Source organism: Pseudomonas sp. P7779 (genome assembly GCF_013386315.1).
Lineage (GTDB): Bacteria > Pseudomonadota > Gammaproteobacteria > Pseudomonadales > Pseudomonadaceae > Aquipseudomonas.
Window position 1 is genome coordinate 1 of the sequence record NZ_JACARZ010000122.1, and the last position, 16974, is coordinate 16974.

Here is a 16974-nt window from a genome sequence, read left to right on the forward strand (position 1 = left end):
ATTGATGGGTGCGAAGAGGAAGTTCATGGACTCTTACGCACACATCTTTACTTGTACATACAAGCATATGCAAGGTTGTTGCCAACTCGACGCGTCGTTGAACAGAGAGGCCTGTAAGGCGCTGAAACACCTGAGTTGCGCGGCCAGCCCTCCGCGAACCCATCGCGCGAATCAACCTTGGCGAGGAACTTGCGCACGGTATTGAGGCACAAAGTAACAATCTGCCAGAAGCTGGTGCGCGCACGAGTAACATCCCACGGCATTGACCAGCGCGCGTGCACCTGTGGTCACAACCCGTTACTGTCGACCCTGGAAAGATCAGGGCCGCGGCGAAAACACGCACTCAAGGCTTTTGAGATTTTCGTGCCAAACCACGGTTTTTCGTACCCAGCCCAGAAATTTGAGAGAAAATGCAAACCCAGCACACGGTCCGTTGTCATTTGCCCCATGCGTAAACTTCTTGGCTTCACCCTCATCATGGCCCTGGTCGCCGCCGTTTCCGCCTATCTGGTCTGGACCCAGGAGCGCCCCGTGGGCCATTACCTGTCCGACCTGCGGATCAACCTGGCCGTCGACCAGGGCGTGCCCGCCGACCGCGGCAACCTGCTGGGCATCCAGCCGGAACTGTTCCCCGCCGACTACCAGAGCCTGGAACGCCTGCACCTCAAGCTGGCGGCCTATCTGCAAAACGCCCGTGACCAAGGCCTGATCAACGACAAGACCATCGTGGTACTGCCGGAACATATCGGCACCTGGCTGATGGTCAGCGGCGAAAAGAACGAGCTGTACCAGGCCACCAACCTCAAGGAAGCGATGAACTGGTTGTCGGCGAGCAACCCGCTGCTGTTCCTGCGGGCCTTGATCAGCGCCAAGGGTGACGACCGCATCGACGACGCCTACCTGCGTATGAAGGCCCCGGCCATGGCCCGCGACTATCAAGTGCTGTTCGGTGGCCTGGCCAAGGAATTCGGCGTGACCCTGGTGGCCGGCTCCATTGCCCTGCCCAACCCGAGCGTCAACCAGGGCCAGCTGCAGATTGGCCATGGCGCGCTGTACAACACCAGTGTGGTCTTCGACCGCGATGGCTTGCCGCTGGGCCAGCCGCAACGCCAGCTGTATCCGATTTTTGACGAGCGCGGCTTTATTGAGCCGGGCGATGAAAACAGCGTCAGCGTGGTCGATACCCCGGCCGGGCGCCTGGGCATCCTGATCGGCAGCGACAGCTGGTACCCGGACAACTACCGCAAGCTCAACGAGCAAGGCGCCCAGTTGGTGGCGGTGCCGGCCTTCGTGATTGGCCGCGAGACCTGGGACAAGCCGTGGCGCGGCTTCAAAAGCGTGTCGACGCCAGCCGAGATCAGCCTCAAGCCCGAAGAGCTCAGCGAAGGCGAAGCCTGGCACCGCCTGACCCTGATCAGCCAGCAACCCATCAGCCAGGCCACCGCCGGCATGAGCGTGTTCCTGCGCGGGCAGTTCTTTGACATGGGCAGCGCCGGGCAAAGCTTCCTCAGCAGCAACGGCCAGGTGTTCGCCGACGGCAATGCCCGTGGCGCGCGCCTGCTGAACGTGTGGCTGTAACTCAATGAAGCCGGTGCGGCTTGGGGATTTGTCGGTGGGCTTCGTCCACACCTTGGCCGATGCGATCCACAGCCATGGCCTGGACCCGCAACCGTTGCTGCTGCAATACGGCCTTGACCCGGCACGCCTGGCCGAGGCGGGTGCACGCTTGTCGATCCCGCGCTATATGCGCCTGGGCTTTGCGGCCATCCAGTTGACCGGCGACGCCAGCCTGGGCCTGCGCATGGGCCAGCTCAGCCGCCTGAGCCAGGCCGGGCTCGCCGGGGTCACCGCCGCCCAGGCGCCCACCGTGCGCGAAGCCGCCCGTACCCTGACGCGCTTCGAAGCCTTGTACGGCTCCAACTATCGCGGCCAGTCGAGCTTTCACGAGGACACGGATGGCGCCTGGTTGCGCTTCTATTCCATCAGCCCCTACAACGCCTACAACCGCTTTGTGGTGGATTCGATCATCGCCGGGTGGCTGCATCAGTTGTCGAGCCTGAGCCTGCAACCGGTGCAGGCGCAACGCATCGAAATCGAATTCGAAGCACCGGACTACAGCGAGCGCTACAGCGTGCTGGGGGACTGCCCGATCCAGTTTGGCGCCGAGCACAATCAGTTGCGCCTTAGCCAGCAAACCCTGGCCCTGCGCAACCCGGAACACTGCCCGAGTACCTGGCAATTACTGGTGCAGTTGTGCGAACGGGAACTGGAGCAGTTGACGCGCACCCGCAGCCTGCGCGAGCGCATTACCCGCTTGCTCGGGCCGATGCTCAATGGTGGCCGGGAACCCGACCTGGAAGAAGTGGCGTCACGCTTGAAACTGCCGACCTGGACCCTGCGGCGCAAGCTGGCGGAAGAAGGGACTCAGTTCCGGGCGATTCTCAACGACACTCGCCGCGACCTGGCCATGACCTACATTCGCGATACCGAACTGGCGTTCGGTGAAATTGCCTATTTGCTCGGTTTTGCTTCAGCGGAAGCCTTTCAACGGGCGTTCAAGCGCTGGAACAGCCAGACCCCAGGGGAATTTCGCCGCAGTCAGCGGCATTCCGCCTGACGTCTGTCTTACAGCTCGGTGGCATCATCGGCCGGATCCAGCGGATCCAGTTCAAAGGCGTGGTACTCGAGCAATTCTTCTTGGTAATCGTCCATGGTTGACTCCTTGTTTTATGAAAAGGGGTTGCTTAGTGACCTGCACAACCAGCCTAAAGTGCCGTCATGACGAAAAAATGTCCGTGGCATGACGTTCCTGCACTTCAGGATTAAACGTAGCAGGATTGCCTTGATTTAGCCGGATGAATTTTAGATGCAACTGCAATCATTGCAATTGCAATCGTAAGCCAAATTCCTTTAGGGTATGGGCACCCGTTGCCAAGCGACCCTGCTCATGACTGCCAGCACCGAACGCTCTGCCCTGATCTGCATCGACGCCCTGAATGCAACGCAGCAGCCCCGCTGCTCGCCCCTGTATAGCGTGATGACCATGGCCAACACCCTGGAGTCCAGCCGGCAGGCGTGGGTGATTCGCGGCCAGTCGCGCTCACGCCGAGTGGTGAGCTGGCCCACCTGGTTCGCGCGCAATACCGGGGAAAAACCCATGCTGTACCTGCACACGGCCGCGTCATCGGCGCAGTTGCGCGCTCTGTCCGGCGAGACCCGTCAGCGGGGCATCCTGTGCAACGACAATGCAACCCAGCCCTCCCCTTCACTGCCCTTATGGCTGGCCAGCAATCCTCACTGCACACCTTATGACCCGGCCTCCGGCGAGGAAGCCCGGGCGATTGTGCTGGCGGGTTTGCAGGCGCTGTATGTCGACGGCGAGCCGGGGTTCTACTACCTGGCACTGCACGATCAACACGAAGGGCCAGGGCTGAGCCCGCAGGATAGTGAGCATGCGCTCAGGGGCATGTACCGGGTCCGGCGCTCATACACCAGTGAATTGAGGGTGCGGTTGCTGGGTGCGGGTCGAGCGTTTGAAGAAGTCGTGCACGCCGCGCAGTTGCTCGAGACGGATTGGAACGTCGAGGCGCAACTGTGGAGTTGCCCCAGCTATACACGGCTGGCCCGCGAAGCGAATGCGGCGCAACGCTGGAACCGCCTGCACCCGTTGGAACCGAAGCGCAGTTGTCATCTAAGGGATTGCCTGGCTGGGGATGGCGCGCCGGTGGTCGCGGTCACCGGGTATCCGCAGCCGATCGTCGATCAATTGGCGGGGCATGTGGATGCGCGGTTTGTGGCGTTGGGTGCGGGCTCCGTGGAAACGTCTGCACCCAGTCGATATTGGGTAGCGGTGCTGGCATTGAAGGCGTTGGCGGATGACGGCTGGATCGAAGCAGAACAGGTGGAGACCGCCCTGAATCGATATCACCTGAAATGACGATCTGCAATCCATCGCAGATCAAATGTGGGAGCGGGCTTGCTCGCGAAGACGGTGTGCCTGTTGATATTACTGTTGCTGACACACCGCTTTCGCAAGCAAGCCCGCTCCCACACGGAATCCGCGTCGCCTGGAATATTTGCTTCAGGTCTTACGCCGCCCACGGGTCTGCACACCCGCCTCCATCGCCAGCCCTGCAGTGCGTTCCAACGCCTCGGCAAAACCCCGGCGTTGCTCGCTGTCGAGCTGCGACAAAAACAATTCATCCACGCTGCTTTCGTAGATTTTCCACATCTTTTTACGCAATACCCGGCCCGCGTCGGTGATCGAGACAAAGGCAGCACGCCCGTCACCGTCGGAGCGCGAACGCACCACCAGGCCGTCCTTTTCCAGGCGGTCGACCAGACGCGTCAGGTTGTAGCGTTCGATGGCCAGCACATCGGCCAATTCGTGCATGCGCCGGGTGCCATCGGGGCCACTTTCCAGGCCCCACAAAGCGTCGTACCAGGCATACGGCGGCAGACCGGCATCGGCCAGGCGCCGTTCGATTTCACGGATGACCGTCCTGTGGGCCCGAACAAAACGGAACCAGACATCAGGCTCTTTCGACGACATGCAACACCATCCGGGGAATTTCAAGAAGGTTGCAATAGTAGCTCATCCCGCGCTAGATTCAGCCATGTAGTTGCAATTGCAACTACATTCGCAAAGCTCCCACAAGGAGCCCACACGCTGAAACCCGTCCACCCTGGAGCCTGACATGACCCCGAACACTGCAGTACGCCTCGACGACGATCCACAGGAAACCCGCGAATGGCTGGAGTCCATCGAATCGGTGCTGTCCACCGAAGGCCGCCCGCGCGCGCATTACCTGATTGATCAGTTGCTGGATTTCGACGTGGCGCGGCATGGCGACTTCTACGGGCGGGTGACCACCCCGTACGTCAACACCATCCCGGTAGACCGCCAGCTGCCCTACCCCGGCAACCTGGCCACCGAGCGCCGGCTGAATGCGTTTATTCGCTGGAACGCCATGGCCATGGTGCTGCGCGCGGGCAAACATTCCGGCGTGGGCGGGCATATCGCAACCTATGCGTCGGCTGCGGTGCTGTATGACGTAGGCTTCGACCATTTCTTCCGTGGCCGAACTGAAAGCTTCGATGGCGACCTGGTGTACATCCAGGGCCACTCCGCGCCGGGCATTTACGGGCGGGCGTACCTCGAAGGCCGGATCAGCGAAGCGCAGCTGGACAACTTCCGCCGGGAAGCCGGTGGCGACGGTTTGTCATCCTATCCGCACCCTCGCCTGATGCCAGACTTCTGGCAGTTTCCTACGGTTTCCATGGGGCTCGGACCGATTACCGCCGCGTATCAGGCGCGCTTCATGCGCTACCTGGAGTTCCGCGACCTCAAGCAGCACCAGGGCCGCAAGGTGTGGGCGTTCCTCGGTGATGGCGAGATGGATCAGCCGGAATCCCTGGCAGCCATTTCCCTGGCCGGGCGCGAGAAGCTCGACAACCTGATCTTCGTGGTCAACTGCAACCTGCAACGCCTGGATGGGCCGGTGCGCGGCAATGCCAAGGTGATCCAGGAATTCGAAAGCCTGTACCGCGCCGCCGGCTGGAACGTGATCAAGGTAATCTGGGGCGGCGGTTGGGATGCGCTGCTGGAAAAGGATAAAAGCGGCTTGCTGCGCCAGCGCATGATGGAGTGCGTGGACGGCGACTATCAAAACTACAAATCACAAAACGGCGCCTACGTGCGGGAACACTTCTTCGGCAAATACCCGGAGTTGCTGGCGCTGGTGGCAGACATGTCCGACGACGACATCTGGAAACTCTCACGGGGCGGCCATGACCCGGACAAGGTCTACAACGCCTATGCCGCCGCCGTGCGTCACAGCGGCCAGCCGACGGTGATCCTGGCGAAAACCGTCAAGGGCTTCGGCATGGGCGAGGCCGGCGAAGGCCAGAACATCAACCACCAGCTGAAAAAGATGGGCGCTGAAGCCGTCAAAGCCTTCCGCGATCGCTTCGGGCTGGAAGTGGCCGACGACCAACTGGCTGAAATCCCGTATCTCAAACCGGCCGCCGACAGCGAAGAGGCCCGCTATTTCGCCGCCCGCCGCCAGTCACTGGGTGGCTACGTGCCGGCTCGCCATAGCGCGGTCGAGTCGCTGAAGATCCCGGAACTGGATGCCTTCGCCACCCAGCTCAAGGACACCGGCGAACGCGCGATCTCCACCACCATGGCCTTTGTGCGCATCCTCGGCACCCTGCTCAAGGACCCGAACCTGGGCAAACTGATCGTGCCCATCGTGCCGGACGAGTCCCGCACCTTTGGCATGGAAAGCCTGTTCCGCCAGATCGGCATTCACTCCGCCGTCGGCCAGCTCTACACCCCACAAGATGCCGGCCAGCTGTCCTACTACAAGGAGAGCAAGGACGGACAGATCATGCAGGAAGGCCTGAATGAATCCGGCGCCATTTCCTCGTGGATCGCAGCAAGTACGTCCTACGCCAACCACGGCTTGATGACCGTACCGTTCTACATTTTCTATTCGATGTTCGGCTTCCAGCGGGTCGGCGACCTGGCCTGGGCCGCAGGTGATGCACGGGCGCGGGGCTTTCTGCTGGGGGCGACGGCCGGGCGCACCACGCTGATGGGCGAAGGCCTGCAGCATGACGATGGCCACAGCCATGTGCTGTCTTCGGTGATCCCGTGCTGCATTTCCTACGATCCGACGTTTGCCTTCGAGCTGGCGGTGATCATTCGCGAAGGCATGCGCCGGATGTACGTCGAGCAAGAGGACATCTACTACTACATCACCCTGCTCAACGAAAACTACCCGCACCCGGCGATGCCCGAAGGCGTCGAGGACGGGATTCTCAAGGGTATGTATCGGTTGAAGGCGGCTGAAGACACCACGCAACCACGGGTACAGCTGATGGGCAGCGGTTCGATCCTGCGGGAAGTCATCGCCGCCGCGGACCTGCTGCGCGATGATTTTGCCGTGGCCAGCGATGTGTGGAGTGTCACCAGCCTGACCGAGCTGCGCCGGGAAGGCCATGCCGTGGAGCGCTGGAACCTGCTGCATCCTGAAAGCGAACCGCGTACCAGCTATGTCGAGCAGTGCCTTGAGGGCCAGCCCGGGCCCGTGGTGGTCGCCACCGACTACATGAAAATCTTTGCCGATCAGATTCGCCCGTTTGTACCGGGCCGGCGCTTTGTGGCGCTGGGCACCGATGGCTTCGGGCAATCGGATACCCGCGAAACCTTGCGCGAGTTCTTCGAGGTGGACCGGTATTTCATTGCCCTGGCGGCCTTGAAGGCGCTGGCGGATGACGGCCTGATCAGCCGCGCCAGGGTGGCGGAGGCGATCAGCCGCTACGGGATCAACGTCGACAAGGCCAACCCCGTAGCGGTGTAGTTACTGCGCAGGCGTCGGCAGAGGCGGAATCGCTTCGGTCGGCGCCGGCAGCGCAGGAGTGGTGGCTTCTGGCGCAGGTGCCGGGGCTTCCTTTGGTGCAATCGGCGCAGGTTCCGCCGGTGGTACCACCGGCTCCGATGCCGCTGGCACTACCGCCGGCGTCACTGGGGCTGCCGGTGTGGCCGGCGCTTCTTTTGGCACTTCTTTCGGCGCTTCAACCTTATCGGCCTTATCGGCCGCCGGAGCTGCCTTAGGTTCCGGGATGCCCAGGTCAGCCTTGGGTTTCTCTGGAATATGCGCTGCCTTTTTCACTTCCTGGGGCAGGAAAACGTCCACCAGGGCGAAATAACGCTCATAAAACTTCGGCGCAGACACCGTCTCGCTGGCCACCTTGACCATGGAGTCGTCGGTGGAGCCAATCGGCATCGACACCGAACCCAACACACCCACACCGAGGCTGGCGGAGTTGTTGACCTTCTTCAAGGCGTAGCGATCCTGCAAGGCGTTGGCGAACATCGTCGAGTGATGATTGCCGCTGCCATCGTCGGCACACACCACGTTGAAGCTGATCTGCAGGTGAGTTTCGCCGGTCTGCTGGAAGCTCTTGTTACCCGCCACCAGCTTTGGATCGCTGCTGGTGATGATGTAACCCTGGCTCAACAGCGCACGCCGCGCCGCTTCGCAGGCCGCCGTGTCACTGACCGGGTAATCACGGGAAAACGTGCCGGAGTCGTCGAAGTTCTCATGTTCATAAATAGCGGTCTTGGGTGACGAGCAGCCCGCAGCGCCCGCCAGCACCAGCGCCAACCCGAGGCTACGCAAGTGAAATGATGTCGACATCGAAAATCCTGAGGAAAACAGTCAGGGCGGTATTGTGCAACAGAACGTGGCCTCGGCGCGCGAATTCCTGTCGGTAAAACGTCACAGCCTTACGGGACGGTGTCCGCAGGAAAAAGCCGCTCGCCCATATGGTCGATAAACACGCGCAATTTCGCCGAGGCATGGCGACTTGATGGCCAGAGCATCCAGAAGCTGCCGCTGTGCTCCAGGTAATAGTCCAGCACCCGTTGCAGCCGGCCCTGCTCCACCGATTCGCGGACCATGAAGTCTGGCAGGCAGGCAATCCCCAGGCCTTCATGGGCCACGTGCATCAGTGATTCGATGGTGGTGGAGACCAGCGGCGCACGCAGGGTCGGCTCCGGCAGGCCCGGCTCCGGGCGCAGAGGCCAGGTTTCCAGTTTGCCGGTGGCGCAGAATTTGTGGCGCAGGCAGGCGTGGTCGCTCAAATCCCGGGGCTGGCGCGGCGTACCGTGCAGGCGCAGGTACTCCGGGGACGCCACCAGCACCAGGCGGTAATACCCGAGGTGGCGCGCCATCAAGCGTGAGTCCTCGGGTTTGCCGGTGCGGATCACCGCGTCGAAACCCTCCTCGATCACATCCACCATGCGGTCGGAGAAGTCCACGTCCAGCTCGATCTCGGGATAGGCGCGCATGAAATCCGTCAGTACCGGCATCAACAAGCCGCGCACTTGCGGCAGGCTGACGCGCAACTTGCCTCTGGGGGTGGCGGATGCCTGGCTCAGTTCCTGTTCTGCGGCTTCGACTTCCGCCAGGATGCGCCGGGAGCGTTCGAGAAACAGTGCGCCCTCGCTGGTCAACGTGATACTGCGGGTGCTGCGATGGAACAGCCGCACCCCCAGGCGCCCTTCGATGCGCGCGATGCTTTTGCCAATCGCCGAGGACGACACCCCCAGCATGCGCCCGGCCTCGGTAAAGCTGCGGGTTTCGGCCACCTGCACAAACACTGAAATACTGCCCAGGCTGTCCATCGTCTCGCTCCCGAGGATTGCGGACATTGGCGTCCGATAAGTTCGGAACCTTAGCCTGTTTTTCTCCACCGTGCAGCACCCTACTCTGGCTCCCTGCCCTTTCGTCTGAAAACCGGAGCCAGAAAACATGAGTGACAGCGCCCTATCTTCCACGACCCGCGCGGTGAGCCGTGAACGACTGCCTCTGGGCGGTCTGTTGGCATTGGCTACCGCCGGTTTCATCACTATCCTCACCGAAGCCATGCCGGCGGGTTTGCTCCCGCAAATGGGCGCCGGCCTCGGGGTGTCCGAAGCGTTGGTGGGCCAGTTGGTGACCCTGTACGCCCTGGGCTCGCTGTTGGCCGCGATTCCCCTGACCATCGCCACCCGGGGCTGGCGCCGGCGGCCATTGCTGATGATTGCCATCGGCGGGTTTGCCTTGGTCAACAGTGTGACGGCGTTTTCCAGCGATTACCTGCTGACCCTGGTGGCCAGGTTCTTCGCCGGGGTGTTCGCGGGATTGCTCTGGGCGCTGCTGGCCGGTTATGCCAGCCGCATGGTTGCGCCGCACCTGCAAGGCAGGGCCATTGCCGTGGCCATGCTCGGCGCGCCATTGGCGCTGTCACTGGGTGTACCGGCCGGGACATTCCTGGGCACCACGGTTGGCTGGCGCCTGAGCTTCGCGATCATGTCCGGCCTGACGGTTGTGCTGCTGGCCTGGGTGCGCTGGCAGGTCCCGGACTTTGCCGGGCAACAGGCGGAAAAACGCCTGGGGCTGCGCCAGGTGCTGGCACTGCCAGGAATTCGTCCGGTGCTGTTTGTGACTTTCACCTACGTGCTGGCTCATAACATTCTCTACACCTATATCGCGCCGTTCCTGGTACCTGCCGGGATTGCAGCGGACATCGACCAGGTGCTGCTGGTGTTTGGCCTGGCGGCGCTGCTGGGTATCTGGATCGTCGGCGCGCTGATTGATCAGCGGCTGCGCGCGTTATTGGTGATCAGCTGCGCAATGTTCGCGCTGTCGGCCCTGGCGCTGGCGTTCTGGATCACCTCGGCGACGGTGATCTACACCACGGTGGCCTTATGGGGGCTGGCGTTTGGCGGTTTGCCGGCATTGCTGCAAACGGCGCTGGCCAAGTCGGCCGGGGATTCAGCCGATGCCGCACAGTCGATGCTGGTGACGGTGTGGAACCTGGGCATCGCCGGTGGCGGACTACTCGGCGGCATGTTGTTGCAAGGGTGGGGAGTGACATCGTTTCCATGGGCGGTCGCCGCGTTGGTCGTACTGGCGCTGATCGCGACGCTGCGTTTAACCGATGTTTAAACGAAACGTGACGTGATGTTTCTTAACTCTTATGATCGCACCGGGTGCGCTGCTGCATACGGCACAGCGCAGGTTAAAGGATAAGCATTGGTCGGGCCGCCAATGGAGACTTGTCGTGCCTGATAAACACCCTGCTATTCCGCGCCCCCAGGTTCTGGTCGAAGGCGCCCTGTCCGCATTGGAGCGGTTTTCAAGGATCGAAGCAGTCAGCGGTATCGTGTTGCTGCTGGCAGCGATCGTCGCGCTGGTCTGGGCCAACAGCCCCGTCGCAGATTCCTACGAACACTTCTGGAACACCCCACTCACTATCGGGCTGGGAGACTTCACGGTCTCGCGCTCGTTGCACTTCCTGGTGAACGATGGGCTGATGACCATCTTCTTCCTGGTGGTGGGCGCCGAGATTCGCCAGGAGATCAGGGACGGCGCACTCGCCAACCTGAAACTGGCCACCCTGCCCCTCGGCGCGGCACTGGGTGGCGTGCTGATGCCGGCGCTGATTTACACCCTGCTCAACCATGGCACGGTCGCGGCCAGTGGCTGGGCAGTGCCCACTGCCACCGACATTGCATTTGCCGTGGGCGTGCTGGCGCTGTTGGGCAAATCGATTCCGGCTGGCGTGCGCATCCTGTTGCTGGCTTTGGCGATCATTGATGACATCGTCGCCATCCTGATCATCGCGATTTTCTATACCGCCAGCCTGGACTACATGGGCCTGGTGATCGCGGCCTGCGGGCTGGCGCTGGTGCTGGTTTTTCAGCGGATGGGAATTGGCAAGGCGGTGGTGTACCTGTTGCCAGGGGCGATTGTCTGGTTTGGCCTGCTCAAGACCGGCGTCCATCCGACGCTCGCGGGCGTAATGCTTGGCCTGATAACGCCCGTGACTTCCAGACCGACTCGGGAACGCCCTCTGGACACCATCGGGCGCACGTTCAACGAGCTGATGGAGCGGCTTTCACAATCGGCTGAAAGTGCCCATCAAGTCGCCAAACCGTTGAAGCAATTGAGACAGGCCCAGCGGGAAATGCTGCCGCCGGTGCAACGTATTCAAGCGGGCTTGCACCCCTGGGTGGCCTTCGGCGTCATGCCACTGTTTGCCCTGGCCAACGCCGGAGTGAGCCTGCAAGGGTTCAACCTGAACGACCCGCTGCCCCACGGTGTGTTCATGGGGGTCATCCTGGCGTTGGTGCTCGGCAAGCCGCTCGGTGTGATGCTGGCGAGCGTGGTGCTGGTCAAACTGAACATCTGCCAACTGCCGGAGGGCGTGACCTGGAACGGCGTCGCCCTGGTGGGCCTGCTGGCGGGAATTGGTTTCACCATGTCGATCTTCATCTCGTCACTGGCCTTCTCCGATCCGACGCTGCTGTCGGCTGCCAAGCTGAGTGTGCTGAGCGCTTCGACCCTGGCGGCTGTGATTGGCCTGAGTTGGGGCAAGCTCAAGTTTGCGCGTTGAATCAAGACTGGTTGAGTCAGCTGATTAGTGGATAAAAAAAGACCCCGGCCTCTTCAGGCCGGGGTCTTTTTATTCAGGCTGTTACGAGATCAGAACTTCTTGATCTCAGCCTTGGTTTCCAACTGCTTGCGATAGGCGGCGAAGTCTTGCTGGCCGACACGGGACGCGAGGAAGCGGCGGTACTGAGCCTTCTCGTCATCGGTCGGTGCAGCGGCTTCATTGACCGCGTTCAAGCGCACGATCACCAGGCTACCGTCTGGCAGTGTCACGCTGGTGAAGGTCGGCTTGTCCTTGGCCGCAGGCTTTGGCATGCGGAACAGGGCTTGCAGCACGGCTGGCTCGACGCCTTCCTGGCCACGGGTGGCCGCTTCGGTGACTTTCCAGGCCTGGCCATCCACCGGCTGGTTCAGCGGTGTCTTGCCATCACGCAGGTTGGCAATCAGCTCGTCCGCGTGAGTCTTCGCCGCAGCGCTCGCGCGCTCCTTGGTCAACTGGGCACGGATGGCAGTGGCAACGCTTTCCAGCGGCAGCTGGGTAGGCTTCAGGTGCTCTTTGGCACGCAGCACCACGATGGTTTCCGGGTCCAGCTCGATGGCGGTGCTGTTGGCACCTTCATCCAGTACTTCAGGGCTGAATGCAGCGGTCACCACGGCACGGTTGGCAGCAATGCCTTCGCCACCTTCACGGCCAAACGGCGCGGAGGTGTGCACGGTCAGCTTCAGGTCCGACGCCGGCTGGGCCAGGTCGGAAGCTTCGAATGCAGCGTCTTCCAGTTGCTTGGTCGCGTCGACGAAACGCTGTTCAACCTGCTGGGTCTTGAGCTCGCGGGTCAGCTTGTCTTTCAGGCTGGCGAACGATGGCACTTCTGGTGCTTCAACACCCAACAGCTTGATCAGGTGCCAGCCGAAGCTGGAACGCACCGGTGCCGAGACCTGGTCCTTGTTCAGTGCATACAGCGCTGTTTCGAAGGCAGGGTCGTAGACGCCAGGGCCAGCGAAACCGAGGTCACCGCCGTTGTTCGCAGAACCCGGATCCTGGGAGAACTCCTTGGCCAGGGCTTCGAATTTCTCGCCCTTGGCCAGGCGTGCCTGGATCTCTTCGATCTTGGCCTTGGCCTGCTCGTCGGTGGTCTTGTCGTTGACTTCAATCAGGATGTGCGCCGCGCGACGCTGTTCAGCGAGGTTGGCGGTTTCTTTCTGATAGAGGGCTTGCAGCTCATCGTCCTTGACCGCGACCTGGTCGAAGAAGGAAGCCTTCTTCAGCTCCAGATAGTCGATGACCACCTGGTCCGGGGTCATGAACTCCTTGGCGTGCTGGTCGTAGTAAGCCTTGACCTCGTCGTCAGTGATCTTCACTGCTGCAGGGTCGGCCTTGACGCTGACGGTGGCGAAATCGCGGGTCTGTTTTTCCAGACGGGCGAACGCGAGCACTTCGGCATCAGTCACAAAACCGCTGCCGGCAATGCCTGCACGAACCTGGCCGATCAGCATTTCCTGGCTCAGCATCTGACGGAATTGCATACGGCTGTAGCCCAGCTGACGGATCACCTGGTCGAAACGCTCAGCGTTGAACTGGCCATCCACCTGGAATTCCGGCGTCTGCAGGATCACTTGATCCAGCGCAGCTTCGGAGAAAGCGAATTTCGAATCGGCCGCGCCTTGCAGCAGCAGCTTGCGATCGATCAGGCCCTTGAGGGCGGCGTCGCGCAGCAGCTTTTCGTCCAGCAAGGAAGCATCGAAGTCCTTGCCCAGCTGTTGCATCAGCTGGCGACGTTGCATGTCGACGGCCTGGCCCAGTTCGCTTTGGGTGATTTCTTCACCGTTGACCTTGGCCACGTCCTGCTTGTTGTTGGTCGAAGCCTGAAAAATAGCCTCGATACCGGTGAACGCCATCAATGCGACGATGATCCCGATAATGGTCTTGGCAATCCAGCCTTGTGAATTGTCCCTGATATTCTGCAGCATGCGTCCCCCAGAAACGGTTGAACTTCAAAATTAGGCAACCGTGGAGCGTGGGTAGAGTCCGGATAGAAGAAAGGCGCATCCGAGGATGCGCCTTCTCGTAACTGGCGGAGCGGACGGGGGTTTGAACCCACACCCCCGGCGTGGCGACCCGATGGATACTCGGGTCAGCTGCCGCTCCGCTGCCAGGTCAGACCTGCGTCCGACCCGGATGGGTAAGGCTTGAGCGAAGCTTAGTTAACGGCTTCTTTCAGGGCTTTACCGGCTTTGAAACCTGGTTTTTTGGCAGCGGCGATTTGCAGAGCCTTGCCAGTCTGTGGGTTACGGCCAGTGCGAGCTGGACGATCGGTCACAGAGAAAGTACCGAAACCAACCAGTACCACAGAGTCGCCGGCCTTGAGAGCGCCAGTGACGGATTCGATTACTGCGTCCAGCGCACGGCCAGCAGCGGCTTTCGGGATATCAGCAGATGCAGCGATAGCATCAATCAGTTCCGACTTGTTCACTCTAAGTCCCCTTATATCTATTGAGTATGATTCTAAGTTTTTTGGTGAAAGCAAAAACCAGTGCTGAATGGCCTACAGACACTTAAGAGCCGCTTTATAACAAGGGCTCTAAAAAGCTGTCAAGGAAGCCCCCAGGCTTAAACGTATTAATGCGTGCTAATTCTTTCCTTAGAGTCAGTCTCGCGTTTTTCATCCTTTGCAACTATCTCAGGAGCCACATCCGGCAAGGGCTCCGGCGCGTATTGCAGCGCAATTTGCAGGACCTCGTCAATCCATTTAACCGGTTTAATCTGCAGATCCTGCTTGATGTTGTCAGGAATCTCCTTCAAGTCGCGGACATTCTCTTCAGGAATGATCACAGTCTTGATACCACCGCGGTGTGCAGCCAGCAATTTCTCTTTGAGGCCACCAATGGCCAGTACCTGGCCACGCAGGGTGATTTCCCCGGTCATGGCGACATCGGCGCGCACCGGAATGCCGGTCAGGGCTGATACCAGTGCCGTGCACATGCCTACGCCTGCGCTAGGACCGTCTTTCGGCGTTGCCCCTTCCGGCATGTGGATGTGGGTGTCGTGCTTCTCGTGGAAGTCCAGGGGGATCCCCAGGCTCTTGGCGCGGCTGCGCACCACGGTCTGCGCGGCGGTGATGGATTCAACCATCACGTCACCCAGGGAACCGGTCTTGATCAGTTGCCCTTTGCCCGGGATCACGGCGGCCTCGATGGTCAGCAATTCGCCGCCCACCTGGGTCCACGCCAGGCCAGTGACCTGGCCTACCTGGTCCTGCTGCTCAGCCAGGCCGTAGCGGAATTTGCGCACGCCCAGGAAGTGTTCCAGCAGGTCAGCGGTGACCTTCACCGAGAAGCGTTTTTCCAGCGCATGTTCCTTCACGGCCTTGCGGCAGATCTTCGCCAGTTGACGCTCAAGGCCCCGTACACCGGCCTCGCGGGTGTAGAAACGAATGATGTCGCGGATCGCGTCGGCATCAAATTCGATCTCGCCTTTTTTCAGGCCGTTGGCCGCAATCTGCTTGGGCGAGAGGTATTTGACGGCGATGTTGATCTTCTCGTCTTCGGTGTAACCCGGCAGACGAATCACCTCCATCCGGTCCAGCAAGGCTGGCGGAATATTCATCGAGTTGGAGGTGCACAGGAACATTACGTCGGACAGGTCGTAGTCGACTTCCAGGTAATGGTCGTTGAAATTGTGGTTCTGCTCGGGGTCGAGCACTTCCAGCAAAGCAGACGCCGGGTCGCCACGCATGTCGCTGCCCATCTTGTCGATTTCATCGAGCAGGAACAGCGGGTTGCGCACACCCACCTTTGTCATCTTTTGAATCAATCTTCCTGGCATCGAACCGATGTAAGTCCGGCGATGACCACGGATTTCCGCTTCATCACGCACACCGCCCAGGGCCATGCGCACGAATTTGCGGTTGGTGGCGTGGGCAATCGACTCCGCCAGCGAGGTTTTACCCACACCAGGAGGACCGACCAGGCACAACACCGGGCCACGAATCTTCTTCACGCGCTTTTGCACGGCGAGGTATTCGAGAATGCGTTCCTTGACTTCTTCGAGGCCGTAGTGATCGGCGTCGAGAATATCTTCGGCGCGGGCCAGGTCCAGGCGCACCTTGGTCTGGGCCTTCCACGGCACCTGCACCAGCCAGTCGATATACGAACGAACCACGGTGGCTTCGGCCGACATCGGCGACATTTGCTTGAGCTTGTTCAGCTCGGCAGTGGCCTTGGTCAACGCGTCTTTCGGCAGGCCGGCGGCATCGATGCGCTTTTTCAGCTCCTCGATTTCGTTGTGGCCTTCCTCGCTGTCGCCCAGCTCTTTCTGAATGGCCTTCATCTGCTCATTCAGGTAGTACTCGCGCTGGCTGCGCTCCATTTGCTTTTTGACACGGCCGCGAATGCGCTTCTCAACCTGCAGCAGGTCGATTTCGGCATCCAGCAGCGCCAGGACGTGTTCGACCCGGGCCGACAAATCGATGATCTCGAGAATGTCCTGCTTCTGCTCGATTTTCAGCGCCATGTGCGCGGCCATGGTGTCGACCAGGCGGCTTGGCTCATCAATGCTGTTGAGGGAAGAGAGGACTTCTGCGGGGACTTTCTTGCCCAGTTGCACGTATTGCTCGAACTGGGACAGCAGGCTGCGAACGAACACTTCGGATTCGCGCTCAGGGGCGTCGACTTCGTCGATCAGCGCCACTTCGGCACGCAGGTGGCCGTCCACTTCCATGAAGCGCTCGACCGCACCGCGCTGCTCGCCTTCCACCAGCACCTTGACGGTGCCATCAGGCAGCTTGAGCAGTTGCAGGACAGTTGCAACGGTACCAACGCGATACAGGGCATCTTCGCCCGGATCATCGTCAGCAGGATTTCTCTGGGCCAGCAGCAGGATCTGCTTGTCGCCCGTCATCGCGGCCTCGAGGGCTTCGATAGACTTCTCGCGCCCCACGAACAGCGGGATAACCATGTGCGGATAGACGACGACATCACGCAACGGCAGGAGAGGCAATTCGATGGTTGTCTTCATGATTTCGCCTCT

12 protein-coding genes are annotated in these 16974 nt (G+C 60.8%); 6 read left to right on the forward strand and 6 right to left on the reverse strand.

Annotation, left to right across the window (positions count from 1 at the left end; genetic code table 11):
- The first annotated feature begins 447 nt into the window (after positions 1-447).
- From HX869_RS28030 to HX869_RS28040, 3 genes are all read left to right on the forward strand, one after another.
- Positions 448-1578, forward strand: a complete 1131-nt coding sequence (locus HX869_RS28030; RefSeq protein ID WP_008431963.1) for a carbon-nitrogen hydrolase family protein — start codon at positions 448-450, stop codon at positions 1576-1578.
- Between the two features lie 4 nt (positions 1579-1582).
- On the forward strand, positions 1583-2617 hold the full coding sequence (locus HX869_RS28035; protein ID WP_177021050.1) for an AraC family transcriptional regulator: 1035 nt from the start codon (positions 1583-1585) through the stop codon (positions 2615-2617).
- Positions 2618-2917: 300 nt separating this feature from the next.
- Positions 2918-3937, forward strand: a complete 1020-nt coding sequence (locus HX869_RS28040; RefSeq protein ID WP_134327008.1) for a pyruvate dehydrogenase — start codon at positions 2918-2920, stop codon at positions 3935-3937.
- 144 nt (positions 3938-4081) lie between these two features.
- Here HX869_RS28040 and HX869_RS28045 read toward each other — a convergent pair whose 3' ends face one another.
- Positions 4082-4552 (reverse strand): MarR family winged helix-turn-helix transcriptional regulator, encoded by a 471-nt coding sequence (locus HX869_RS28045; protein WP_008431958.1) that lies wholly within the window; start codon positions 4550-4552, stop codon positions 4082-4084.
- Between the two features lie 145 nt (positions 4553-4697).
- On the opposite strand from HX869_RS28045, the gene aceE reads away from it, so the two are divergent.
- On the forward strand, positions 4698-7367 hold the full coding sequence (gene aceE, locus HX869_RS28050) for a pyruvate dehydrogenase (acetyl-transferring), homodimeric type (protein WP_003207866.1): 2670 nt from the start codon (positions 4698-4700) through the stop codon (positions 7365-7367).
- Here aceE and HX869_RS28055 read toward each other — a convergent pair whose 3' ends face one another.
- Both HX869_RS28055 and HX869_RS28060 read right to left on the reverse strand, forming a co-directional pair.
- Entirely contained in the window at positions 7368-8207 is an 840-nt protein-coding gene (locus HX869_RS28055; RefSeq protein WP_003207865.1) for a DUF2242 domain-containing protein, read from the reverse strand.
- Between the two features lie 89 nt (positions 8208-8296).
- Positions 8297-9196 (reverse strand): LysR family transcriptional regulator, encoded by a 900-nt coding sequence (locus HX869_RS28060; RefSeq protein WP_178903989.1) that lies wholly within the window; start codon positions 9194-9196, stop codon positions 8297-8299.
- A 127-nt stretch (positions 9197-9323) separates the two neighbouring features.
- Here HX869_RS28060 and HX869_RS28065 point away from each other — a divergent pair, with 127 nt between their 5' ends.
- Together HX869_RS28065 and nhaA are read left to right on the forward strand one after the other, a co-directional pair.
- Positions 9324-10502 carry an MFS transporter gene (locus HX869_RS28065; RefSeq protein WP_177022254.1) on the forward strand — a complete coding sequence of 393 codons (1179 nt, stop codon included), beginning with the start codon at positions 9324-9326 and terminating at the stop codon, positions 10500-10502.
- Between the two features lie 115 nt (positions 10503-10617).
- The gene (nhaA, locus tag HX869_RS28070; protein ID WP_177028349.1) at positions 10618-11952 is read left to right on the forward strand and encodes a Na+/H+ antiporter NhaA; all 1335 of its coding nucleotides are present in this window, start codon (positions 10618-10620) and stop codon (positions 11950-11952) included.
- A gap of 89 nt (positions 11953-12041) precedes the next feature.
- Here the strand turns inward: nhaA and HX869_RS28075 are convergent, their stop codons facing one another.
- From HX869_RS28075 to lon, 3 genes are all read right to left on the reverse strand, one after another.
- Positions 12042-13916 (reverse strand): SurA N-terminal domain-containing protein, encoded by a 1875-nt coding sequence (locus HX869_RS28075; RefSeq protein ID WP_003207860.1) that lies wholly within the window; start codon positions 13914-13916, stop codon positions 12042-12044.
- 230 nt (positions 13917-14146) lie between these two features.
- Positions 14147-14419 carry an HU family DNA-binding protein gene (locus HX869_RS28080; protein ID WP_003174819.1) on the reverse strand — a complete coding sequence of 91 codons (273 nt, stop codon included), beginning with the start codon at positions 14417-14419 and terminating at the stop codon, positions 14147-14149.
- 146 nt (positions 14420-14565) lie between these two features.
- The gene (gene lon, locus HX869_RS28085) at positions 14566-16962 is read right to left on the reverse strand and encodes an endopeptidase La (protein WP_003207858.1); all 2397 of its coding nucleotides are present in this window, start codon (positions 16960-16962) and stop codon (positions 14566-14568) included.
- Between the last annotated feature and the right edge of the window lie 12 nt (positions 16963-16974).